Annotated in this window: 22 protein-coding genes; 8 read left to right on the top strand and 14 right to left on the bottom strand. The window is 71.0% G+C overall.

What is annotated here, in order from left to right; all coding sequences use genetic code 11:
• Positions 1–7 precede the first annotated feature (7 nt).
• From ACH45N_RS14540 to ACH45N_RS14515, 6 genes are all read right to left on the bottom strand, one after another.
• Positions 8–937 (bottom strand): sugar phosphate isomerase/epimerase family protein, encoded by a 930-nt coding sequence (locus tag ACH45N_RS14540; protein ID WP_397394995.1) that lies wholly within the window; start codon positions 935–937, stop codon positions 8–10.
• A gap of 89 nt (positions 938–1,026) precedes the next feature.
• Positions 1,027–2,112: a LacI family DNA-binding transcriptional regulator gene (locus ACH45N_RS14535; protein ID WP_397394992.1), complete on the bottom strand. Its 1,086-nt coding sequence runs from the start codon at positions 2,110–2,112 to the stop codon at positions 1,027–1,029.
• A gap of 188 nt (positions 2,113–2,300) precedes the next feature.
• Positions 2,301–3,935 (bottom strand): beta-xylosidase, encoded by a 1,635-nt coding sequence (locus tag ACH45N_RS14530; protein ID WP_397394989.1) that lies wholly within the window; start codon positions 3,933–3,935, stop codon positions 2,301–2,303.
• 70 nt (positions 3,936–4,005) lie between these two features.
• Entirely contained in the window at positions 4,006–4,905 is a 900-nt protein-coding gene (locus ACH45N_RS14525; protein ID WP_397394986.1) for a carbohydrate ABC transporter permease, read from the bottom strand.
• A gap of 16 nt (positions 4,906–4,921) precedes the next feature.
• Positions 4,922–5,872, bottom strand: coding sequence for a carbohydrate ABC transporter permease (locus ACH45N_RS14520; RefSeq protein ID WP_397394984.1), 951 nt, complete (start codon positions 5,870–5,872; stop codon positions 4,922–4,924).
• A gap of 82 nt (positions 5,873–5,954) precedes the next feature.
• Positions 5,955–7,274, bottom strand: coding sequence for an ABC transporter substrate-binding protein (locus ACH45N_RS14515; protein WP_397394982.1), 1,320 nt, complete (start codon positions 7,272–7,274; stop codon positions 5,955–5,957).
• Positions 7,275–7,454: 180 nt separating this feature from the next.
• On the opposite strand from ACH45N_RS14515, the gene ACH45N_RS14510 reads away from it, so the two are divergent.
• A complete protein-coding gene (locus tag ACH45N_RS14510; protein WP_397394980.1) occupies positions 7,455–8,498 on the top strand; it encodes a LacI family DNA-binding transcriptional regulator in 1,044 nt (347 codons plus the stop codon).
• Positions 8,499–8,636: 138 nt separating this feature from the next.
• Here the strand turns inward: ACH45N_RS14510 and ACH45N_RS14505 are convergent, their stop codons facing one another.
• On the bottom strand, positions 8,637–9,662 hold the full coding sequence (locus ACH45N_RS14505) for a LacI family DNA-binding transcriptional regulator (protein WP_397397453.1): 1,026 nt from the start codon (positions 9,660–9,662) through the stop codon (positions 8,637–8,639).
• A gap of 99 nt (positions 9,663–9,761) precedes the next feature.
• Here ACH45N_RS14505 and ACH45N_RS14500 point away from each other — a divergent pair, with 99 nt between their 5' ends.
• From ACH45N_RS14500 to ACH45N_RS14485, 4 genes are all read left to right on the top strand, one after another.
• Complete coding sequence (locus tag ACH45N_RS14500) at positions 9,762–10,658, top strand: carbohydrate ABC transporter permease (protein WP_397394978.1); 897 nt, start codon at positions 9,762–9,764, stop codon at positions 10,656–10,658.
• Positions 10,658–11,551, top strand: coding sequence for a carbohydrate ABC transporter permease (locus ACH45N_RS14495; protein ID WP_397394976.1), 894 nt, complete (start codon positions 10,658–10,660; stop codon positions 11,549–11,551). The genes ACH45N_RS14500 and ACH45N_RS14495 overlap by 1 nt, the downstream gene beginning before the upstream one ends.
• A 65-nt stretch (positions 11,552–11,616) precedes the next feature.
• Complete coding sequence (locus ACH45N_RS14490; protein ID WP_397394975.1) at positions 11,617–12,945, top strand: ABC transporter substrate-binding protein; 1,329 nt, start codon at positions 11,617–11,619, stop codon at positions 12,943–12,945.
• Positions 12,946–13,069: 124 nt separating this feature from the next.
• Positions 13,070–14,581 (top strand): alpha-N-arabinofuranosidase, encoded by a 1,512-nt coding sequence (locus tag ACH45N_RS14485; protein ID WP_397394973.1) that lies wholly within the window; start codon positions 13,070–13,072, stop codon positions 14,579–14,581.
• Positions 14,582–14,656: 75 nt separating this feature from the next.
• On the opposite strand, the gene ACH45N_RS14480 is transcribed toward ACH45N_RS14485, so the two are convergent.
• Positions 14,657–16,129, bottom strand: a complete 1,473-nt coding sequence (locus tag ACH45N_RS14480) for a non-reducing end alpha-L-arabinofuranosidase family hydrolase (RefSeq protein WP_397394971.1) — start codon at positions 16,127–16,129, stop codon at positions 14,657–14,659.
• Between the two features lie 598 nt (positions 16,130–16,727).
• On the opposite strand from ACH45N_RS14480, the gene ACH45N_RS14475 reads away from it, so the two are divergent.
• Together ACH45N_RS14475 and ACH45N_RS14470 are read left to right on the top strand one after the other, a co-directional pair.
• Entirely contained in the window at positions 16,728–17,333 is a 606-nt protein-coding gene (locus ACH45N_RS14475; protein ID WP_397394970.1) for a pyridoxal 5'-phosphate synthase, read from the top strand.
• A 71-nt stretch (positions 17,334–17,404) separates the two neighbouring features.
• Positions 17,405–18,283, top strand: a complete 879-nt coding sequence (locus ACH45N_RS14470) for an alpha/beta fold hydrolase (RefSeq protein ID WP_397394968.1) — start codon at positions 17,405–17,407, stop codon at positions 18,281–18,283.
• A gap of 11 nt (positions 18,284–18,294) precedes the next feature.
• Here ACH45N_RS14470 and ACH45N_RS14465 read toward each other — a convergent pair whose 3' ends face one another.
• Positions 18,295–18,447 (bottom strand): hypothetical protein, encoded by a 153-nt coding sequence (locus ACH45N_RS14465; protein ID WP_397394966.1) that lies wholly within the window; start codon positions 18,445–18,447, stop codon positions 18,295–18,297.
• A 9-nt stretch (positions 18,448–18,456) separates the two neighbouring features.
• A complete protein-coding gene (locus ACH45N_RS14460; protein ID WP_397394964.1) occupies positions 18,457–19,419 on the bottom strand; it encodes a TIGR03557 family F420-dependent LLM class oxidoreductase in 963 nt (320 codons plus the stop codon).
• A 193-nt stretch (positions 19,420–19,612) separates the two neighbouring features.
• Here ACH45N_RS14460 and ACH45N_RS14455 point away from each other — a divergent pair, with 193 nt between their 5' ends.
• The gene (locus ACH45N_RS14455) at positions 19,613–21,130 is read left to right on the top strand and encodes an FAD-dependent oxidoreductase (protein WP_397394962.1); all 1,518 of its coding nucleotides are present in this window, start codon (positions 19,613–19,615) and stop codon (positions 21,128–21,130) included.
• On the opposite strand, the gene ACH45N_RS14450 is transcribed toward ACH45N_RS14455, so the two are convergent.
• From ACH45N_RS14450 to ACH45N_RS14435, 4 genes are read right to left on the bottom strand one after another with little or no spacing between them, the layout of a single operon-like run.
• Entirely contained in the window at positions 21,127–21,915 is a 789-nt protein-coding gene (locus ACH45N_RS14450; RefSeq protein ID WP_397394960.1) for a GvpL/GvpF family gas vesicle protein, read from the bottom strand. The genes ACH45N_RS14455 and ACH45N_RS14450 overlap by 4 nt on opposite strands.
• Positions 21,912–22,256 (bottom strand): gas vesicle protein GvpK, encoded by a 345-nt coding sequence (gvpK, locus tag ACH45N_RS14445; RefSeq protein WP_397394958.1) that lies wholly within the window; start codon positions 22,254–22,256, stop codon positions 21,912–21,914. Before gvpK ends, ACH45N_RS14450 begins: the two co-directional genes overlap by 4 nt.
• Complete coding sequence (locus ACH45N_RS14440) at positions 22,243–22,860, bottom strand: gas vesicle protein (protein WP_397394956.1); 618 nt, start codon at positions 22,858–22,860, stop codon at positions 22,243–22,245. Before ACH45N_RS14440 ends, gvpK begins: the two co-directional genes overlap by 14 nt.
• A complete protein-coding gene (locus ACH45N_RS14435) occupies positions 22,850–23,266 on the bottom strand; it encodes a gas vesicle protein (RefSeq protein ID WP_397394954.1) in 417 nt (138 codons plus the stop codon). The genes ACH45N_RS14440 and ACH45N_RS14435 overlap by 11 nt, the downstream gene beginning before the upstream one ends.
• Positions 23,267–23,268 lie beyond the last annotated feature (2 nt).

Genomic DNA, 23,268 nt, shown 5'->3' with positions numbered 1-23,268 from the left:
ACGAGGGTCACCGTCCGGCGCCCCGGAGCACCTCGCGGATGTACTCGCGGTTGATGGCGGCGACGCCGAGGCTGTCGGAGCCGTAGTGCTCGCACACGAAGACCCCCTCGAACCCCAGGTCGAGAGCCCGGCGGATCACGGCGCGGTAGTTGACGACGCCCTGGACCAGCGGCGTCGGGTGCGTCGCGTACGAGCCCGTCGCCGGGTCCTCGTCGCGCGTGTAGTTCTTGATGTGCCAGAAGTTGGTCAGGGGCAGGACCTTCTCGAACATCGTCGGGATGTCCTCGATCGGCCGGTGCAGACGCACCAGGTTGCCCAGGTCGGGGTTGATGCCGACGTTGTCGCGGTCGACGTCCTGGACGAACCGGACCGCCAGGTCCGGGGTGCCGACGTAGGTGTCCTCGTACATCTCGAGGCTGACCTGCACCCCGACGTCGCGCGCGTGGTCGGCCAGCTCGCGGATCCGCCCCACGGCGAGGTCGTAGGCGTCCTTGTCGTCGAGGTCGTCGTGGTGCCCCTCGGCCAGCCAGAACCACAGGGCCTTCTCCTGAGCGGGCTTCAGGGCCTGCATGAAGCCGAAGTTGACGACCTCCGCCCCGAGCTCCGGGGCGCGGTCGATGATCGTGTGACCGAAGCGCAGGTAGTCCTCGCCCCGCGCGGCGTCGATGACGCTGCGGCGGGTGGTGGAAACGGACGGGACCGACAGCCCCGCCTCCTTCAGCACCGCGAGCAGCTCGGCGAACCGCCCGTCGGTCAGCTCACCGATCGACAGCCACGCGTCGGTGGGGTCGACGTGCGTGAAGCCCAGGTCGGCCACCTGCTGCAGCTGATCCCGCCAGGCCTCGGCCGGCGCGTCGACGTTGGGGGTGCCGTCCGCCGTCGTCGACCCGAAGGACAGCATGTTGGCCGCGATCGGCCAGTTCTCGGCTGTGCGCATGTGTGATCTCCGTCGATCTGCGATGCCGCGCGGCATCGTGGTTCGGCCGCCGGGCGGATCGCCCGGCGGATGGTGCAGGTGTGCGTGGTTCAGCCCCGCGCGTCCCGGGGCAGCTCGGTCCGGGGCAGCTCGGTCCGGGGCAGCTCGGTCCGGGGCACCGCGGTCGAGTCCCGGACGACGAACGTGGTGGCGATCTCGATGTGGTGGGAGTCGACGGGCCTGCCCTCGTGCAGCTGCTGCACGGTGAGCAGGGCCCGCCGTCCGATCTCCTCCAGCGGCTGCCGGACGGCGGTCAGGGGCGGGTTGGCCCACGACGCGAGCGGGGTGTCGTCGTAGGCCACGAGGCTCACGTCCTCCGGGACCCGCAGGCGGGCGCGCCGGGCCGCCTCCAGCACCCCCATCGCCTGCGCGTCGCTGCCCGCGAAGACCGCGGTGGGCGGGTCGGGCCGCTGGAACCACCGCTCCGCGACCTGGACGGCCTGGTCGTGGTCGAAGCGGATCGGACGGACCAGGTCGGGGTCGATCTCCACGCCCTGCTGCCGGCAGTACGTGAGGAAGCCGTCCAGCCGTGCGACGGCGCTGAGGGACTCCGCCGGCCCGGCCACCACCGCGAGGTGCCGGTGCCCGAGCCGGACCAGGTGCTCCGCCGCGCTCCGCCCGCCGAGCCAGTTCGTGGACCCCACGGAGACCACGCCCTCCTCGGTGACGTCGAGCGGGTCGATCACCACGAGCGGGACGCGGGCGCGGGCGAGGCTCGCGTAGACGTCCGGGCCGAGCCCGGAGGTCAGCACGATCGCGCCCACCCGATCCGCGGCGGCGAGCCGTTGCGCCCAGGCGGCGCTCGACTCCGGCACCCCGTTCGCGGACCTGCGGCGCACCCGACCGACGACGACCTCCAGGCCCTGCTCCTCGGCCGCGAGCACCACGCCCCGCAGGATCTGCGACGCGTAGGTGGTGTCCAGCGTGTCGACCATGAGCTCGACGGTGTGCGCCGTGGTGGTCCGGGACGGCCCCCGGTAACCCAGCGCGGTGATCGCGGTCTCGACCCGTTCCCGGGTGTCCTCGGCGACGTCCGGCCGCCCGTTCACGACCTTGGACGCCGTGGCGGTGGACACCCCCGCGCGCGCGGCCACGGCCGAGAGGTTGGGGCGTGCCGGCCCGGTCTTCTTCGTCAAGGCTGCCTCCTCGTTGCGACCGTTGTATCGCCTGGCTCCGAAAAGTACAAGGCATCCTGCTCGCGACCCGGTCCGCGACGAGCACGGTCCACGCCCCGTTTTCCGCGGAAACCCGGGCACGATGCAGCACAGGGCGGGGCGGACGCCCCGAAACTTTTCGAACCGCCCGCCGCCCGCCACTCGCTGCCCTAGGCGCGCGCCGGGGTGATCGACAGCACCGACCACGCGGGCAGCTCGAGGTCCAGGTCGAGCACGCCGTCCCCGGACACCGTGAGGGTCGCGCGCCGCAGCGCGTCGGCGGTGTCCCGGAGCTCCGCCGTCTGCTCCCGGGTGAGGTTGAGCGGCTCCCCCATCCGGTGCCACGCCTCGGCCACGTTGCCGTGGTCCCAGTCGATCGACTCGACCGAGTACACGGCGCCCGGCGTGAGGCCCTCGACGGTGTGCCGGACCCGCCGGACGGGACCCCGCTTGGCCAGGCCGCGGGTAGCCGCGTAGGTGAGCTCGGACCCGACCCCCTGCCGGCCCATGTCGTCGGGGTAGTTGAAGAACACGGCCGAGACCTGGTGCGTCGCCGAGTCCTGCGTGATCGTCCCGTACGGCAGGGCCGCGAGGACCGTGTCGCCGAGCCGGGACAGCATCTCGAACGCGTGGAACGTCGGCTTGTGCAGGCCCTGCTCGTTGACCATCCCGAACCCGCCGTGGAAGGGTCCGACGCCCGCGCCGCCCTCCTCGAACACGTCGGTGAACGTCCAGTACGAGACCGAGTCCGCGAGCGCCGCGCTCCGCAGGTAGGCGCGCGTGATGTAGGTGGCGGCGAACAGCGTGTCGTGGATGGAGTCGCGGCTGGACGGCGAGCTCGACCACTCGGTGATGTGCAGCTCGGCGTCGGGGAACGGGCTGCCGGCGATGAGCTTGCGGAGGGCGACGAGGTCGTCGTAGGTCGCGTCCACGTGGCGGCGGATGTGCCGCATCTGCCCGTTGGCCCCGAAGGCGACGTCGGTCGGGTAGAGGTGGGTGGACAGGAAGTCGATCGGGACGTCGCGCGCGGCGCACCAGTCGATGAGCTCCTCGATCCAGACGGGCCGCCAGTCGAGGGCGTCGACGTCCTCCGCCTCGGCGGTCGCGTGCTCGACGGACCGGTCCTCCCACTCGCCCCGGTAGCGCTCGTCGGGCACGAAGACGCTCGTGGACGGCCCGCCCACCTTGAGCTCCCGGTCGATCTCCTTGATCGCCACGGCCGTGGCCTCGTAGAGCTCGAAGTACTGGGTCCGGGTCCCGGTCCAGAAGTGGGGTACGAGGTTGGGTTCGTTCCACACCTCGAACCGCCACTGCCGCACCTCGTCGAGGCCGTACCGCTCGATCCAGTGCGTGACGGTCGCGGTGACCAGCTCGACCCACCGCGCCATGTCGTTGGGCGGGCTGCAGTGCGCCTTCCACCAGAACAGCGTCTCGGTCTCGGTGGCCAGCTCGCGCGGCATGAAGCCCAGCTCGACGAACGGGCGCGCGCCGGTCTCCAGGATGAAGTCGAACACCTTGTCGACGTAGCTGAACGTGTGCACCGGGACCTCGAGCGGGACGGGCGGCCCGAAGCCGCCGCCGTCGTTGGCGCGGTAGACGAACATGTCGTCGTGGAACAGCCCGTGGAAGCGCACGAACCGTGCTCCCAGCCGCGTGACCGCCTCGCGGAAGTGAGCCTGCCAGTCGGCGCGCAGCGCCTCGTTGGCCCGTCCGGCGCCGACGCACTCGTTCCAGATGTGCCGCAGCGGGACGGCGGTGGTCGCCTCACCGTCGATCGTCAGGCCGGGGGTCGTGTGGGTGTCCAAGGTTCTCCTCTGTCTTCTTCAGTACGTGGGTTCAGGCGCGACGTGGGGTCCGGGCGCGCCGCGGACGGCGTCAGCCCTTGACGGCGCCGAGGCTCAGCCCGGACTGCCAGAAACGCTGCAGCGAGATGAACGCGATGATCAGCGGGATGATCGTCAGCAGCGACGACGTGACGACGAGGTTCTGGAGCAGCTCGCCGTTGCCGGCCGTGGAGGCCAGCTTGTTCCACTGGTTGATGCCGACGGTCAGCGGGTACCAGTCGGGGTCCTTGAGCATGATCAGCGGCAGGAAGTAGTTGTTCCAGATCGACACGAACGAGAACAGCAGCACGGTCACGGTGGCCGGGACGAGCATCGGCAGCGCGATCTGCCAGAAGGTGCGGAACTCCCCCGCGCCGTCGATCTTCGCGGCCTCCAGCAGCCCGCTGGGGACGGCCTCCGCGGCGAACACCCACATGAGGTACAGCCCGAACGGGTTGAGGAACGACGGGATCAGCACCGCCCACGGCGTGTTCGTCAGGCCGAGCTGGGCGAACAGCAGGAACTGCGGGATGGCCAGGGCGATGCCCGGGACCGAGATGGCGCCGAGCACCACGAACAGGAAGATCCGCTTGCCGGTGAACTCCAGCTTGGCGAGCGCGTAGCCGCCCAGCGCGGCGAGGAACGTCGAGACGACGGCCCCGACGACCACGTACAGCACCGTGTTGAGCAGCCAGCGCGTGAAGATGCCACCGTCGTAGGTGAAGACCTCGGCGATGTTGTCGAAGAGCGCGAAGCGCTGACCGAAGGAGAAGCCGAAGCTGGAGACGAAGTCGGCCTGGGACTTGGTGGAGTTGATCGTGAGCCAGATCAGCGGCACCAGGCAGTAGAGGGTGAACAGCCCCGTCAGGAAGGTCAGCGTGCCGCTCTTGCGGGGGTTGGCGAGGGTGTGCAGGCGCCCGCGGCGCCGCACGTCGGCGGTGGTGGTCGTCATGAGAGGTCTCCGGCTGCTACTGGTCGAGGGCATTCCGCATGCCCCGGATCTGGACCGCGTACGCGATGGCGATGGTGAACGCGGCCATGACGAGGGCGAGAGCGGCCGCGTAGCCCTGCTGCGAACCCGTGAACGCGAGGTTGAACGCGTACAGGTTGGGCGTGTAGTAGGTGGTGATCCCGCTGTTGGCCACCATCGACGGGAGGATCTGCGGCTCGTTGAAGATCTGGAACGTGCCGATGATCGAGAAGATGACGGTGATCACCAGGGAACCGCGCAGTGCGGGCAGCTTGATCGCCCGGATCACCCGGAACTCCCCCGCGCCGTCGATCGCGGCCGCCTCGTACAGCTCCTGCGGCACCGCCTTCAGCACGCTGTCGAAGATCAGCATGTTGTACCCGGTGAACGCCCAGGTGACCATGATCCCGATCGAGATGAGCGTGGTGCTCGGCCGGAACGGGTCGAGGTCGGTGCCGAGCCAGCCGTTGATGCTCCCGAAGAGCCCGTAGCGGACGCCGAGCATGAAGCCCCACATCAGGGTGGAGACGATGGCCGGCACCGCGTAGGGCAGGAAGATGGCCACCCGCATGAACCGCATGCCGCGCAGCCGCATCGAGTCCATCGCGAGCGCCAGCACCAGGGCCAGCACCAGCATGATCGGCACCTGGATCAGCGTGAACCAGACGACGCGGGAGACGCCGTCCCAGAACTGCGCGTCGCCGAACAGCTTGGTGTAGTTCGCCAGGCCCACGAACGACGACCCGCCGACCATCCGGTCCTGGAAGAGGCTGAGGTAGGCGGCGTAGGTGATCGGCACGATGAACACCAGGGCGAACAGGATGCCGAAGGGCGCCACGAACGCCCAGCCGATCTGTCGCGTGCGTCGCCGCCGGTACTGCTGCGGCGCCCCGCCGGGCAGGGGCGTGCTCGCTGCCACGGGGCGTGTCATGCGCTCCGTTGCACTCATGACTGGTCCTTTCTCGTGTGTCGGTCGGTGTCCGGCGGCGTCCCGCGCGCGCTGTCGCGCGAGACGCCGCCGGGAGGGTCGGTCAGTCGACCTGGAACCCCTGCTCGTTGCCGTACTCGACGGAGCGCTGCTCCCACGTCTGCAGGACCTCGGCGAGCGAGCCCTCGCCCGAGGTGTAGAACGGCGTGGCGATGTCGCCGTAGGTGCTCCGCGCCCACTCGAAGAACGGCGGGTACTGCCAGCCGACGGCGGCGATGTTCGAGGCCTCGGCGAGCACCTGGCCGGTCTTCTGGTCACCGAAGTAGGGGTTCTTCACGTCCTGGAACTCCGGGCTGTCCAGCACCGACCTGTTCGGCACGAACGCGCCGGCGTCGACGCGGGGCTGCAGGCCCTCGCCGTGCGTGAAGTACTCGAGGAACTTGTACGCCGCCTCCTTGTTGGCCGCGGCCTCCGGGATCCCGAAGGACGAGCCACCGTTCTCGGCGCCGACCTTCTCGCCCTTCTCCCACTGGGGCATGAGGGCCACGCGGAAGTCGCCGGCGGCGTCCGGGGCCCGCTCGGGCAGGGTCGAGGTGAGCCAGCCCCCCATGTTCTGCGAGGCGAGCGTGCCGTCGTTGAGCGCACGGTTCCAGTCGTCCGACCAGGCGCTGATCTTCGTGTTGACCAGGTCCTCGTCGATCATCTTCTGCCAGAACGCGACCGCCTTCTGGGTCTCCGGTGCGGAGAAGTCGATGTGCACGGTGGTCCCGTCCACCTCGAACGGTCGTCCGCCGGCCTGCCAGATCAGCGAGAGCAGGAAGAAGAGGTCGTTGGTGTCCTGGGTGATGTAGTAGTCGTCGCCCAGGGCCCGGATCTTCTTGGCGTCCTCGTAGTACTCGTCCCAGGTCGTCGGCGCCTCGTCGATCCCCGCCTTGGCGAAGGTCGCCTCGTTCCAGAACATGACGGCCGGCCCGAAGTCCGAGGGCAGCGCGTAGACGCCGTCGCCCATGACGACGTTGTTCCAGGCCGACGGGACGTAGTCGTCCGCCAGCTCGCCGGCGCCCAGCGGGCCGAGGTCGGCGAGCTTGCCGGGGACGGCGAAGTACGGGACCGCGAAGTACTCGAACATCACGAGGTCCGGGACGCCCGACCCGGCCTGGATCGCGTTGTCGAGCGCCTGGTACTCGTCGGAGGACGAGCCGGCGTTCACGACCTCGACCTCGATGCCGGGGTTGGCCTTCTCGAAGCCCGGAACCGCGAGCTCGACCGTGCCGTCCCAGCTCCACACCGTCAGCTTCACCGGATCGTCGGCGCTGCCGCCGCCGGCGCTCGCCGTGGTCCCGCCCGCACCCGAGCACGCCGTCAGCGCGCCGGCCGTCGCGAGCGCGACTCCGACCGTCCACGCCTTGGTAAGAAGCCTCATCACCCTGTCCCTCCTCGTTGAGAGGTTGCGAAATAGTTTCGCAACTTTATCGATCAAGCACGGACTGTAACGGCGGCTCAGGCCAGGCGTCAACGGGGTGCCCCAGACGCAAATAACGCGATTGACGTCGCCCCGGGCGATCAGTACGCTCCGAAATAGTTTCGACGAAGGGAAGAAGCCATGGCTGGTCGGCCATCGAAGGAGCGGGCGACGCTCGCCGACGTCGCGCGACACGCCGGCGTCGCCACGAGCACCGCCTCCAAGGCGCTCAATGGGCGCCACGACATCGCGCAGGACACGCGCGAGCGCGTCCTGGAGGCCGTCGCCGCGCTCGGCTACCGCCCGACCACCCAGTGGGAGCCGCCGCCCACCCGCACCATCGCCGCGGTCTTCGACGCGCTGGCCTCGCCCTACGTCGCCAACGTGCTGGACGGCGTCCTCGCCGCGGCCACGAGCGCCCGGGCCAACCTGCTGGTGCGCTCCGCGCCCGACCGCGCGGTGCGGGCCACCAAGGCCGCCGCCCGGGCCTGGGTGGCCGAGCAGAGGGAGTCCGGGGTCATCGGCATCGTCGGCATCACGCTTGCCCGACCCAACGCCGTGCTCCAGGCCGCGAAGGAGGTCCGCATGCCGTTCGTGATGATCGACCCCGTCGACGTGGAGGGGCCCGGGACGGTCAGCGTCGGGTCGGCCAACTGGGCGGGCGGGCGCACCGCGACCGAACATCTGCTGGATCTCGGGCACCGCCGGATCGGCTGGATCGGCGGCCCGGCGGCGTCGGCCGCCGCCCGGGAACGCCTGCACGGCTACCGGGCGGCCCTGGACTCCGCGGGCATCGAGCTGGAGCACGACCTGGTCCGGAGCGACTCGTTCGCGATCGACACGGGCCTGGTACACGGCCGAGCGCTGCTCACGCTGCCCGAACCACCGACGGCGATCGTCACGGGCGACGACGAGATCGCCGTGGGCGTGCTCGCCGCGGCCCGGGAGCTGGGCGTCCCGGTGCCCGGGCGGCTCAGCGTCGTGGGCTTCGACGACACGCCCCAGGCGGGCTGGACGTCGCCGCCGCTCACCTCGGTGCACCAGCCGCTGGCCGGGATGGGCCGCATGGCCGTCGAGACGCTGCTGACCATGGCGGACGGCGTCCAGCCCGCGTCACGGCACGTCCAGCTCGCCACCAGCCTGACCGTCCGCGACTCGACGGCGCCTCCGGCCCGCCGCCGGTAAGGCAGGCGACGCCGCCGCACGCGCCCGGCGGGCGAAACCACGACGGCACCGTTGACAGCCGGCTCCATCACCCCTACTTTATCGATAAATATCACCGGGTGGCCGGCTGCTCAAGGAAGAGAACCAGTGACCGATCGACTAGGCAGACGCGCGGGCGAGCGTCGACTCACGCACGACGATCCGGGCCGACATGACGGCCTCGACCACGTCGCCGTCCGGCGCCGCCCCCGTCTCGCCCGCCTCCACGCGCCGCAGCAGCAGCTCCATGATGCGCTCGGCCATCGAGTCGTTGTCGGGATCCATGGTGGTCAGGCGCGGGATGAGGTACTCCCCCTCCGCGTCGTTGTCGAAGCCGACCACCTGGACGTCCTGCGGGACGCGCAGCCCGACGTCGGCCAGCGCCCGCAGCGCGCCCATGGCCGCCGCGTCGGTCAGCGCGAAGGCGCCGTCGAACGGGACGCCGGCGCGATGGAGCCGCAGCACCGCCTCGTAGCCGTCCTTCGTGGTGAACGAGGCGGCGTCCACGACGAGGCGCTCGTCGACCGGCACGCCGGCCTTGGCGTGCGCGCTGCGGTAACCGCGGCTGCGCAGGGTCGCCATGCTGTCGACGCCGCGGTCCGGGCGGCCGCCGATCAGGGCGATGCGCCGCGCGCCGTGCTCCAGCAGGTGCGAGACCGCGAGCTCGGCACCGCCGACGTTGTCCATCATCACGTGGTCGAACGAGCCGGCCAGCCGGCGCTCGCCGAGCAGGACCACCGGGACATCGATGCCGGCCGCCCGCACGTCCGCCGTGTCGATCTGCACCGGGCTGAACACCACGCCCTCGTAGGGCCGCACCCGCTCGGGCGAGATCGCGTCGAGCTCGCCCTCCCTGCTGGCACCGGTCCGCTCGATGATGACGTGGTAGCCCCGCGAGTGCGCCAGCGTGTCCAGCCGCGCGGCGAGGTGCGAGTAGTACGGCCCGTCCAGGTGCGGTACCAGCAGCCCGATGGCACCGCTGCGGCCCACGCGGAGCTGCCGCGCCGTGGCGTTCATCCGGTAGCCGAGCCGGGCCACCGCGTCGAGCACACGGGCTCGGGTGTCCTCACTAGCTCCCGGCCGCCCGTTGACGACATTCGAGACCGTCATCGTCGAGACGCCTGCTTCATGCGCCACATCGCTCATCTTCACCACGCCGACCATCATGACACCCCGCGTCCGACGCCCGCGTCCGGCCGTGCCGGTGTCACCCCGTGGCTCTGATCAAGGAGGATCCGAACCGCCGTGAAGCAGCTCCTGTACTCGAAGAGGCTCGCGCCCTATCTCTTCATCCTTCCCTTCCTCGTGACCCTGGCCGTCTTCTGGGTCGTCCCGCTGGGCCGCTCGTTCGTGATGAGCACCCAGGAGGTGCTCTACGGTCAGGCCACGTTCATCGGGCTCGACAACTACGAGCGGCTCTGGCAGGACCGCATCTTCTGGCAGGCCCTGTTCAACAGCCTGCGCTACATGGTCCTCACCCTCGTGCTGCTCATCCCGATCCCGCTCGCGCTGGCGGCGCTGATCAACTCGAACATCGGTAGCGCCCGCATCAAGGGGTTCTTCAAGGCGTCGATGTTCGTGCCCGCGCTGACCTCCGTCGTGGTGGCCGGCATCGTGTTCCGGCTCATCTTCGCGGAGTCCGACACCGCGATCATGAACCAGGTCGCCGAGTTCTTCGGCTTCGGCCCGGTGCGCTGGCTGCGCGGCGACGTCACCGGGCTCGTGGCCCTGCTGGCGATCGCCCTGTGGCGGTGGACCGGCGTGAACATGATGTACTTCCTGGCCGGCATGCAGGCGATCCCGACCGAGTACTACGAGGCCGCCTCCATCGACGGGGCGAGCAGGTTCCGCCAGTTCCTGCACATCACCATCCCGAACCTGCGGCCGACCATCGTCTACGTCGTCACGATCAGCGTCTACGGCGGCCTGGCGATGTTCCTCGAGAGCTTCATGCTCTACGCCGGCAACAACTCGCCCAACAACCAGGGCCTCACGGTCGTCGGATACCTCTACCGCAAGGGCATCGAGGAGAACGACCTGGGCTTCGCCTCCGCCGTCGGCGTGGTGCTGCTCGTCGTCGTGATGGCGATCAACATCTCCTACCTCGTCGCCAGCGGCACCTTCAAGAAGGAGGCCGCGTGATGGCCGTAGTCCAGGAAAAGGACCGGGTGACGACCGCACCCGTCACCGCCGCCCGGCGCCGCCGCGCGCCGTCCAGCGCCGCGTGGATCCAGTCGATCCTGCTCGTCGTGATGGCCCTGATCTCGCTCGTCCCGCTCCTGGCCATCTTCGTGGGTACGTTCCAGGACGGGAACGAGGTGATCCGGCGCGGCATGACGTTCGACGTCGACCTCGGCACGCTGAGCCTGGACAACTACGTCCTGCTGTTCACCGACTCGGGGCCGTACTTCCGCTGGTTCGCCAACACCCTGCTGCTGACGGTCGGGCAGGTCGCCGGGACCCTGCTGGTGAGCGCGTTCGTCGCCTACGGCTTCGCGATGTACGAGTTCCGGACCAAGACGCTGTGGTTCATCATGGTGCTCCTGGTCATGACCGTCCCGTTCGAGATGCTCATGCTGCCCCTGTACGTGCAGGTCAACGACATGGGGCTGGCGGACACCTACGTCGTGATCGCGCTCCCGTTCCTCGCCTCGGCGGTGACGATCTTCTTCTTCCGCCAGTACTTCCTGGGCATACCGAAGGAGATCCTCGAGGCCGGGCGGGTGGACGGCGTGAGCGAGTTCGGCATCTTCTTCCGGCTGATCCTGCCGATCACCAAGCCGGCCATGGCCGCCATGGCGATCCTCAACGGGATGCTCTGCTGGAACAACTTCCTCTGGCCGCTGCTGGTGCTGCGCAGCCCCGAGAAGTTCACGCTGCCGATCGGCCTGAACACGCTGCTGACGCCGTACGGCAACAACTACGAGCTGCTCATCATCGGGGCGTTCTTCTCGCTGATCCCCGTCCTCATCCTCTTTCTCGCCTTCCAGCGCTTCTTCATCGAAGGCATCACCGCGGGTGCGGTCAAAGGCTGACCGCACCTCAGACCGCACTTCAGGTCGCAGCTCAGATCGAACCTCAGATCGAACGGAGAACAGACATGACCAGGCTACGGACGACGGTGTCCCTGCTGACCGCCGCACTGGCGGTGACCGCGCTCGCCGCGTGCGGCGGGGGCCAGCCCGAGGCACCCGCCAAGAACGCGGACGGGTCCACGACGCTGAACATGTGGACGTTCGCGGACGTGCACGCCACGTACTACGAGGAGATGGCCGAGCGGTGGAACGAGGCCAACCCCGACCAGGAGATCCAGCTCGAGGTCACCGTCTACCCCTACGACGACATGCACAACAAGCTGCAGCTCGCGGTGAACTCCGGTGAGGGCCTGCCGGATGTCGTCGACATCGAGGTGAACAAGTTCGCCAACTTCGTCAAGGGCGACAACCCCCCGCTGCTCGACCTGACCGAGTACGCGGCGCCGTACAAGGACGACGTCGTCCAGGCCCGCCTCGACCTGTACAGCAAGGACGGCAAGATCTACGGGTTCCCGACGCACGTCGGCGCGTTCACCACGTTCTACAACACGGAGGCGCTCGAGGGCGCCGGCATCGACTACACGACCATCAAGACCTGGGACGACTTCCAGGAGGCCGGGGTCAAGTACCACGAGGAGACCGGCAAGGCGTTCGGCGTCGCCAGCACCAGCGTCATGTTCCTCGAGCCGCTCATCACGGCGCAGCTCGGCGGGCAGTACATCGACGCCGAGGGCAACGTGCAGGTGAACAGCCCCGAGGTCGTCGAGGCCCTCTCGATGATGAAGGACATGCAGGACGCCGGCGCGATCTCCACCATCCCGGGCGGCAGCCCCGACTCCGAGGAGGCGTACGGCGCGATCAACGACGGCGACTACGCCGCGATCGTCTACCCCGCCTGGTACACGTCGCGGTTCGTCGACTACATGCCCGACCTCGCCGGCAAGGTGGCCATCGCCCCGGCTCCGGTGCCCGACGACGCCGTCGTGCAGACCATCGGCGGCGGCGGCACCGGGGCGGCTGTCCCGGCCGTCTCGCCGAACAAGGACCTCGCCGCGCAGTGGCTCGCGTTCGCCAAGCTCTCCCCCGAGGCGAACGTCGCCGTGTGGGAGGTGCTGGGCTTCGACCCGGTGAACATGGCCGTGTGGGAGGACGAGGCCGTCACCAAGAACCCGGAGAACAAGTTCAACAAGTACTTCCAGACCAACCTGTTCGACGTGCTGAACGAGGTCAAGGACGGCATCGGGCACTTCGAGTCGTTCAGCGACCCCAACTGGCCCACCGTCGACGACACGTTCCGCACGGTCACGCTCAACGAGATCTACGAGAACGGGACGCCGGTCCAGGAGGCCCTGGACCAGACCCAGGCCGACCTGCAGAACCAGCTCGGCCAGTAGGCCCCGACGTCTGATCGCGCAGGCGGGGCGGCCACCACGACCGGCCACCGTGGCCGGCCCCACCTCAGCCGCCCCGCCTGCGCGAAGCATGCCCTCACGCACCGACCACCGAGGAGTACCACCCATGCTGTCCGCATCCGTCACCATCGACCCGGCGTTCGTCGTCGGACCGGTGCGCCCCCGTACGTTCGGCTCGTTCGTCGAGCACCTCGGCCGCAGCGTGTACACGGGCCTGCACGAGCCCGGCCACCCGACGGCGGACGCCGACGGGTTCCGGGGCGACGTCGTCGAGCTCACCCGGGAGCTGGGCGTCTCGACGGTGCGCTACCCCGGCGGCAACTTCGTCTCGGGCTACCGCTGGGAGGACGGGATCGGACCGGTCGAGCAGCGTCCCCGCCGCCTCGACCTCGCCTGGCACTCGACCGATCCCAACCTCGTGGGCGTCGACGAGTTCATGCGGTGGTGCGCCCGGACCGGCGTCGAACCGATGATGGCCGTCAATCTCGGGACCCGCGGCGTCCAGGAGGCCCTCGACCTGCTGGAGTACTGCAACGTCCCGGGTGGCACCACCTGGAGCGACCTGCGCCGGGCCAACGGCGCCGAGGACCCGTACCGCATCAAGATGTGGTGCCTGGGCAACGAGATGGACGGCCCGTGGCAGATCGGCCACAAGACGGCGCAGGAGTACGGGCGGCTCGCGGCCGAGACCGCACGGGCGATGCGCATGGTCGACCCCGACCTGGAGCTGGTGGCGTGCGGCTCCTCGGGCTCCCAGATGCCCACGTTCGGCGAGTGGGAGCACACGGTGCTCACCGAGGCCTACGAGCACGTCGACCACATCTCGGCCCACGCGTACTACTGGGAGGAGGACGGCGACCTCGCCTCCTTCCTCGCCTCCGCCGTGAACATGGACCACTTCGTCGACGCCGTCGCCGCGACCGCCGACGCCGTGCGCGCCGCGGGCAAGCACACCAAGCACATCCACGTGTCGTTCGACGAGTGGAACGTCTGGTACCAGAAGCGCGCGGAGTCGCGCCCGCCGTCGGGCGACGACTGGCCCGTCGCCCCGGTGCTGCTGGAGGACCGCTACAACGTGGCCGACGCCGTGGTGGTCGGCAACCTGCTCATCTCGCTGCTGCGGCACACCGACCGCGTCCACGCCGCGTCGCTGGCCCAGCTCGTCAACGTCATCGCGCCGATCATGACCGAGCCGGGCGGGCGGTCCTGGCGGCAGACGACGTTCCACCCCTTCGCCCTGACCGCACGGCACGCGGCCGGCGAGGTGCTGCGCCTGGCGGTGGACGCTCCGGTGCAGGAGACGGCGAAGTTCGGCCCGGTGCCGGTGCTCGACGCGGTCGCGACCCACGACGCCGAGACCGGCGCCGTCGTCGTGCTCGCGGTGAACCGGTCGCTCACCGAGGACGTGGCGCTCGACGTGGACCTGCGGGGCTTCCCCGGGCTCCGCGTGGTCGAGGCCGTCACCCTGTCCAACCCCGACCACACGTGGTCGGCCACGGCCGACGACGCCACGTCGGTGCTGCCGCGCGCGAACACGACGGCCAAGGTCTCCGACGACCGCGCGCACGTCGACCTGCCGCCCGTCTCCTGGTCGATGATCCGGCTCGAACGGGTCTGATCCCGAGCGCGCCGACGGCGCGTCCTCCCGCCCGCGCTCACGCTGACGAGAGGACGCGCCGTCCGCCCCGGGGGCCTAGCGCTGGAGCGTGAGCAGCCCCGGCCGGTACGGGAGCAGACCGTAGTCCACCCCGTCCGAGCTCGGCGACCGACCCTGGTACAGGAGCTGCAGGTTGCAGGGGTCGACCGTCATGGTCTGGTCCGCGGTGGTCCGGAGCAGCTCACCGTGGCTGATGTCGTTGGTCCAGGTGGCGCCGCTGTTGGCCTTGCCGGCGAACGGGTTGCTCTCCGTCGCGGCCTGCGGTGTCCACGAACCCGAGAGGCTGGTCGCCGTGAACGAGCGGAAGTACCGCCCGTTGGCGCCGATCGCCTCGACGATCATCAGGTACTTGTTCTGGTCCTTGAGCTTGTAGACCTGCGGCGCCTCGAAAAGGTTGTTCGTGGTGTCGCTCATGATGGTCTGGTAGGAGCTGCCGAAGCTGCCCGGGAAGTTTCCGATCGGCATGCTGGCCCGGTAGATCTTCCCGTTGTCCCCGGCGAAGAACAGGTACATGTTCGTGCCGTCGCCGATGATCGTCTGGTCGATGGGACCGGTGCCCGAGCCGGTGATCGATCCGGTGAACAGCGGGCTCGCGGCCGACCAGCCGTTCGGGTTCGTCGGGTCGCTGGAGGTCCGGTACATGAACGGGGACGGACCCCACTGGTAGGTGAGCACCCAGATGTTCCGCGGGGCGAAGTAGAACAGCGACGGGGCCACGGTGGCGGAGGACATGGCGTTCTGCGAGGCGCTCCCCATCTGCGAGTAGCTGGAGAAGAGGCTGAAGTTCATCGAGCCCCAGGACGTGCCGAAGTCGTGCGTCGTCGCGTAGACGAGCTGCTGGCCGTTGTAGGGCGCCACGGTGAAGTCCTTGAGCGAGACCCAGCCGGACCTCGGCGTGGCCAGCACCCCGGTCGAGGTCCAGCGGTAGGTCGACGGCAGGTCACAGGTCGACGTCGTGTTGCTGACGAGCGAGGCGTCGTCGATGTAGAGACCGTCGGTGCCGGCCGCCGTCTCCACGTAGAAGGTGGCGGACGAGAGCGTCCCGGACCAGGACACCGTCGCCGTGCCGGTGAGCTGGGTCCAGCCCGAGGAGCTCACCGCGCCCTGGGCGAGGTTGACGTAGCTCGTCGTGCCGCCCGCAGTCACGGCCAGCGTGACCCGGCCGGTCGGCGTCCCGCTCTGGGAGCGCACCCACACGCTCGCCGAATAGCTGGTGCTGTTGGTGAGCGCGGACGTCACGGTCTGGGCCGGGCCGTTCCACGCCGCGGTGCGACCGGTCTGCAGGAGCGACCGGGTCCCCCCGTGGACCGGGCTCGTGCTGGAGGTCACCGTCCCGGCGCCGAAGGCCGACCAGCCGGTCGTACCGTTCTCCAGGTCCCCGTTCGTGAGCAGGTTGCTGCTCGCGGCGGCCGCCGGTGGCGCCTCGGCGGTCCCTGCGACTGCCGGGACCAGTACCAGCACCAGGGCCGCTGCCAGCCCGAGCACGTGACGTGCGATGGACTTCCTCATCCTTCGCTCCTTTGCCTGTCGGGGCGCGGCCGCCGTCGGCCGCGCCTGGGCATTGCGTGCTGCCGCTGCCGACGGTGCGGTCAGCACCGTGGCTCCGGAGAACCTGCTGCGCGGGCCAGGACGTGTGAGCGCTAACATCGTTGTTGCGGAAAGACACGCGGGCAGCGGCAAATTTATCGATACATTAGCGGTGCCTCCCGCGACGGACAAGCCTTGCCGCAGCATCCTGCTCGGGACGGGTGGCGCCCGCGGCGACACCCGCCCGCCAGCGGTTGCGAGCGACGGCACGGGGCGATCCGCTGGACGCGTGACGTCCACCGATCGCATCGCAGAGCCCTGGAGGCTCGTACCCCCTACGGCCCGGGCCAGGAGTGCAGGTCAACAACGTGCACCTGGTGCGGGCTGCTCGGCCTGGCCGAGCGGCGCCGCGCCGGGACGCAGCGCCAGGCGCGCTGGGCGAACGGGAGGCTGAAGGAGGCGGCCACCCAGGCCCTCGTGAGCTGAGTCGATGACGGACCGGTCGAGGCACGGCAGAGTGGTGGTCGGCGAACGGTGTCGGTGGAGCGGCGGTCGGTGGACGGACGAGCGGGAGGAACACATGTCGTCGAGGTGGCCGGAGCGGTACGTCCAGGACGGGCCGCTGCCCGACGACCCGTTCGTCCTGCTCAGGCTCTGGGCGCCCGAGGACGACGAACCGAACGGGCCCCTCGCCACCCTGGCGACCGTCGACGCCGACGGTCTGCCCGACGCGCGCACGGTCCTCCTGACCGGCGTCGGCCCGGATGCCGTGGCGTTCCACACCGATGCCCGCAGCAGGAAGGTGCGCCAGCTGCGAGCGCACCCCCGGGCGGCCCTCGTGGTCCGCTGGGACGAGCAGGCCCGGCAGGTCGTGCTGCGCGGCACGGTGTCGGCGACGTCGGCGGAGGAGAGCCGGACGGCGTACGCGCGGCAGTCGCGGTACCTGCAGCTGCTCGCCTGGCTCAACACCCCGGAGCTCGCCCGCCTCGCCCGGTCCGAGCGGGAGCGCCGCTGGGCCGCCTTCGACGCGAGCCATCCTGTGCTGGATCCGCCGCCGGACTGGGCCGGGTATGCCGTGGAGCCCGTCGACGTCCTGTTCTGGGAGGGTTCGGACGACGGGCCGAGCCGCCGGGTCCGCTATCGCCGCCTCGCCCACGGGTGGACCAGCGAGGCACTCCCCGGCTGACCCGCACCCCCGGCGACCGCGACACCCGCACCGGAAACAACCCGACCCGACCGAGGTGGAGGCCCAGGCCCATGTTCGAGAACTTCGCGACCGAGCAGGTCGACACCGGCGAGGCGTCGATCTTCGTCCGGCACGCCGGACCGGGGGCACCGGTCCTGCTGCTGCACGGTCATCCGCGGACGTCGGCGACCTGGCACCGCGTGGCCCCGCGGCTCGTCGACGCCGGGTTCTCCGCGGTGTGCCCCGACCTGCGCGGGTACGGCAGCTCACGGGGCCCGGAACCGACCAGCGACCACTCCGCCCACTCGAAACGGGCGGTCGCCCGGGACATGGTCACGGTCATGCGGCATCTCGGCCACGAGCGCTTCCACCTGGTCGGGCACGACCGCGGGAGCTATGTCGCGCTGCGGCTCGCCCTCGACCACCCGGAAGCGGTCGAGCGGCTGGTGCTCGTCGACTGCCTGCCCCTCAGCGAGCACCTGCGCCGCGCGAACGCGGACTTCGCCACGCGCTGGTGGCACTGGTTCTTCTTCGCGCAGCCCGACATCCCCGAGCGCGTGATCAACGCCAACCCCGTCGGGTGGTACGGGCCGAAGGCGGACGCCGGCACCATGGGCGCCGAGAACCACGCCGAGCTCATGGCCGCCGTCCGGCACCCGGAGGTGGTGCGCTCGATGCTGGAGGACTACCGGGCCGGGCTCTCGGTCGACCGCGCGCACGAGGAGGCGGACCGGGCCGCCCACCGGCGCGTCGCCGCACCCCTGCGCGTCCTGTGGTCGCTCCAGGACGACCTGGAGGACCTGTACGGCGACCCGCTGGCGATCTGGCGCGCCTGGGCGGACGACCTGGACGGGTTCGGCATCCCCTCGGGCCATCACGTCGCCGAGGAGAACCCGGAGGCCCTGGTGGCCGCCCTCCTCGGTCACCTCCGGCCCGCGGCCGGGCCCTGACCAGGCCTCGCTCAGCGGTTGGGCCGGCCCCGGCGGACGGCGCCCGCACGCATCACCTCGACCACGGTCTCGACCGGGTCGGTGACACCCACGGTGATCACCTTGTCGGTCGTGACCTGCTGCACGGGTGCGTCGGCCTCCAGGCCGGCGGCGGGGCCGCGCACGACGAGGTCCTAGAGTGCCCGCGCCCGCTCCAGCAGCGGTCCCGCGGCCTCGGCGAGGAACCGGTCCTGGTGGTGGTCGCCGACCTGCACGAAGGCAAGGTCGGTGAACCCCGCGTCCAGGAACGGACGCGCACTCTCGGCCAGCCGGTCCAGGTCGGGTCCGCACGCGATCGACGACGCGACGTCGTCCGGCCGGACGAACTGCGAGGCGGCCGCGAAACCGGCCGGCGTCGGCAGGTCGGCGTTGACCGCCCACCCGCCGCCGAACCAGCGGAACTCGCGGTGCGCCCGCTCGACGGCCGCGTCCTCGTCGGGGTCCCAGCAGACCGGCACCTGCCCGAACACCCGCGTGGTTCCCGGGTGCCGCTCGGTCCAGCCGCGCACCACGTCGGCGTCCGGCACGGTCTGGACCAGGTGGTCCGCGAGCGGGGCGAACCGTTCCACCCCACGCTCGCCGGACACCGCCACCCCGATCGGCACCCCGGCGTCGGGGACGTCCCACAGGCGCCCCGAGTCGATGCGGAAGTGCTGCCCCTCCCAGGTGATCAGCTCGCCCGTGAGCAGCTGCCGGACGATGTGGACGGCCTCCTCCAGGAGGTCGTGGCGCACCTCGACGCCGGGCCATCCCTCGCCGATGACGTGCTCGTTCAGGTTCTCGCCGGCCCCCAGGCCCAGTGTGAACCGACCCTCGGCCAGGAGCTGGAGCGTGGCCGCCTGCTGGGCCACCACGGCCGGGTGGTACCGCATGGTCGGGCACGTCACGAAGCTCATCAGCTCCACCCGGCTCGTGGCCTGGGCCACCGCCCCCAGGAGCACCCACGCGTTCGGCGCGTGCCCCTGCTCCGTGAGCCAGGGCGAGTAGTGGTCGCTGGAGACCTCGAAGTCGAACCCCGCCTCCTCGGCCGCTGCCGCGTAGCGGACGAGCTCGCGTGGCCCGCTCTGCTCGGTCATCAGGGTGTATCCGAAGCGCATGTCGTCGTCCCCTCCCCGTGCTGTCGCACGGCCGCGTGTCCCACCGACCATAGGCAGGGCCGTGCCCGCTCGCGCCCGGGGCGGACTCCGTCGTGGGGTTCCTGCTCGGCGCGCATCGTGCGAGTGCCGGGGCTGCGTGCCAGCCTGAGAACGTCGCCACGACGTTCCCGATCACCGGTACAGGAGGCGCGCTGTGAGCGAGAACGACCCCCACGACACCCCGGGCGGGACGCCCACGGCCGGGGTGTCCGACGTCGCTCCCGGCCCCCTGCGCGCCGACGTGGTCGTGGTCGGCGCGGGGATCACCGGGGTGGTCACCGCCCGGCTGCTCGCGGACGGTGGCGCCGACGTGCTGGTGCTCGACGCCGGCACGGCCCGCGCCACCACCACCGCCCGGTCGACCGGCAAGCTGTCCGTGCTGCAGGGCGCCCATCTCACCCACGTGGCGCGGCACGGCGACGACGCCGTCGGGGCCTACCTCGCGGCGGGCTTCGCGGGTCTCGGCTGGCTGCGCCGAACCCTGGAGGACCTGGACGTCGCCGTCGAGAACCGGGACGACCTGACCGTCGCCACCACCCGGGAGGAGGTGCCCGTGGTCGAGGCGGTCCTCGCGACGTGCGCCCGGCAGGGGCTCGCCGCGCACTGGGAGGACGAGCCGCCGTACCCCGTGCGCACCTTCGGCGCGGTGCGTCTGCCCGGGCAGGCCCAGGTCGACCCGCTGCGCATGCTCTCGGCCCTCCGCGCCGGGCTGCGCTCCCGCGGTGTCCGCGTGCACGACGGCGTCCGTCTCCGGCAGGTGCGCCGGCTGCGGTCGGGCGTCGCGCTGCGCACCACCCACGGCACCGTGCTGGCGGACCGCGTGATCCTGGCCACCGGCGCTCCGCCCGGGAGGCTCGGCGGGCTGTTCCTCAGGCTGGAGGCCGGCCGCAGTCTGCTGACCACGTGGGACGTGCCCGACGCGCAGACGCTCCCGCCGGGCTTCGCCGACACGATGTCGATCACCGCTGGTCCGCCCGTGCGTTCGCTCCGGGTGGCCGGTGACCTGCTCATGGTGGGCGGCGAGGGCTGGACCACCGGCAGGGAGCCGGATCCGGCCTGGCGCCTGGCGACGCTGGAGAGATGGACCCGGGGCACCCTGCCCGTCGGACCGGCGCGGCACGCCTGGGCGGCCCAGGACTACTCGAGCGACACCGGGCTGCCGTTGATCGGACCGGTGGTGCCCGGTGACGAACGTGTGCTCGTCGCCACCGGCTACGGCAAGTGGGGACTGACCACCGGCGCCGCCGCCGGCCTCGCCCTCGCGGGCCGCGTGCTGGGTGATCCGGTGGAGTGGGGCCCGGCGCTCGAGCCGTGGGCCCGCCCGCCCGAACCCTCGGCCGGCACGGCGGCCACGTTCGGCGCGCAGACCACGGGCTGGGCCTGTGCGGTGACCCGGCCCACCGGACAGCGTGCCGGCGCACGGCGCGTGTCCCGGATCTGCCCGCACCTCGGCGGCGTCGTCCGCTGGAACGACCAGGACGAGTCCTGGGACTGCCCGGTGCACGGCTCGCGGTTCGCGGCCGACGGCACGTTGCTCGAAGGTCCCGCCACCGAGGGCCTGCCTCCTGCCGGCGGTCCTCGGTCCCGACACACCGCGCCGGCACGCGGCGCCGACGACTCCGCGGCGCCGTCCCGCAGGAGCGGCCTGATCAAGGCGCTGCGCTCGCACTAGGGCTCGAAGCCCGGCGGCCCCAGCGCGGTCACGTCGGCGAACGAGTACGGCGGCCACGGGCCGACATAGCGGATCCGCGCCGCCGGCTCCTCACCCTGGATCGCCGTCAGGACCGTACCCACACCGCGCACGTCGTCGGCCGGTACCAGCAGAGCCACCGACAGGACGAGCGAGGTCCCGGCGGCGAGGTGCGCCCGGCGGTTCTCGTCCAGCCCCTCGCTCACGGCCGCGAGGCGCCGGCGGTAGACGGCGTGCCGGTCGCGCGCCCGGGCCTCGGTGATCTCGCGCTCCAGCTGGTCGACGCGCTTGCGGAGCAGCCGCTGGACGCCCGGGGGCCGGGTCCCCAGGTCGGCCAGGGCAGCGGTCACGTCAGGATGCTCCTGGGCGGTCTCGTGCCGGTCCAGGCTGATCTCCACGTGGAGCTCGACCCGCCCGCGGAGCGCGTCGAGGCGTTGGCGCAGCGGGGTGGCATGGGTCTCCATCCACGCCGTGAGCCGTTGCCCGGCCGGTGTGTCCACGGTGGGCGCGACGATCACGTTGAAGCTGGCCGGCAGCACCGTGCCGGCGGTGCGCCAGACGCGCTCGACCACGACACTGTGCTCGACCGCCCAGCGCCGGACGTCGACGTCCGGCCCCTGGTACGGACCGCCGTCGTGCTCGTGGACGACGGCGGTCACACCGTCCGGCCCGGCGAGCGCGTGCAGGGTCGCCCCGTCGATGCCGGTCCCGAGGTCCGGCGGCGCGGCCGGCACGATGCCGTAGAGATAGAGGTGGTCGCCGGTCACGGGCCCTCCGGTCCGGGCCGACGGGGTCGTCCGGACTGTCCGGCAGGCCCCGGCGTCCCGCCCTGCGCGGTGAGGCCGCGGACGATGTCGTCGACGACATCGTCCAGCCCACTCCTCAGGTCCGCGACGGACGCCTCCAGCCCGTGGTCGGTCTTGATCTGCCCGATCGCGTCGTCGAGGTCGAGCAGGGCCTGACCCAGGCGCTCCTGCTCCTCCTCGGTCAGCTCGCCGCCCTCCAGCCGGCGGATCGCCTGGCTCTCCAGCGCCTCCTCGATGATCTCGACCAGCGTGACCACGAGGGTGAGCAGCCCGTTCTTCAGGTTGCTCTCATCGATCTCCATCGCGGGCCCCCTCCCTGGTGGCGACCGTCTGCCGCAGCGCGTCGTGGAGGCGCTGCGGGGCGGCGGCGGAGAGCCACACGTGCCCGGAGGGCACGAGCACGCGCACCCGGAGCCGGTCCGGGCCGTCGACACCGGCCTCGGGCCGCAGGTCGACCGCGACCAGGTCCTCCAGCGGCGTCTGCCAGAGGATCTCGCGCGGGTCGGCCCGCCAGACGACGAGCCTCCTCGAGGTCAGGTAGACGATCCCCGGGCGCCAGCTCCGGTACGGCTCGGCCTGGAGATGCCCGCCCGCCATCCGCAGGACGATCGCCTCGCCGTCGGCCAGCGGGACGGACCGCCCGGCCTTGCGCCGCGCCCACTGCCGGGTCTGCTCGTCCCAGCTGCGCATCAGACCGTGCTCGAGCATGGTCTCGACACCGGCGACGGCGGCCCGCAGGCTGACCCCGATGAGCGGTACGTCCGCCACGGAGATGATGAGGTCCAGGTCCAGGTAGACGCCCTTGTCGAGCATGACGTCGAGCAGGTCGGGCAGGGTCGCGCCCAGGTCGCGGGTGGGCTCCATCCCGGCCGCGTCACCACCGCGGACCCCCGGATCAGCTGTCACGGGGGCCCTCCTGGTCCGTGCGGTCCAGCTCTCGGCGGTCCGCGTTCCGTTCCGCCAGGGCGCTGCGCCAGCCGCACCACGGGCACAGGTCGTCCAGCAGCTGCGCGCGCGGCGACGTCTTGCCGCACCTGGGGCAGGTCTCCTTCTGCTCGATGGCGCGCCGCCAGGCGAGCGTCTCGGTGTTGGTGCCGGCCGGGAACTCGAGGCCGTACCGCGCCGCGGTCTCGAACGAGGCCAGAGCTGCCCGGATCCGGATGCCCAGGAGCTCCACGCCGGCCAGCGAGACCATGATGTCCGCGTTGACGACGAGGCCCTTGTCGAGGAGCGTCTCGATCACGTTGACGAGCGACCCGTCCGGGTCGCGCTGCGGCTCCATCGAGCGGTCGTGACCACCGACCACGCTCATTC

This window comes from Promicromonospora sp. NPDC019610 (assembly GCF_044389365.1).
GTDB lineage: Bacteria > Actinomycetota > Actinomycetes > Actinomycetales > Cellulomonadaceae > Promicromonospora.
This window is presented reverse-complemented; position numbering and strand designations above follow the sequence as displayed.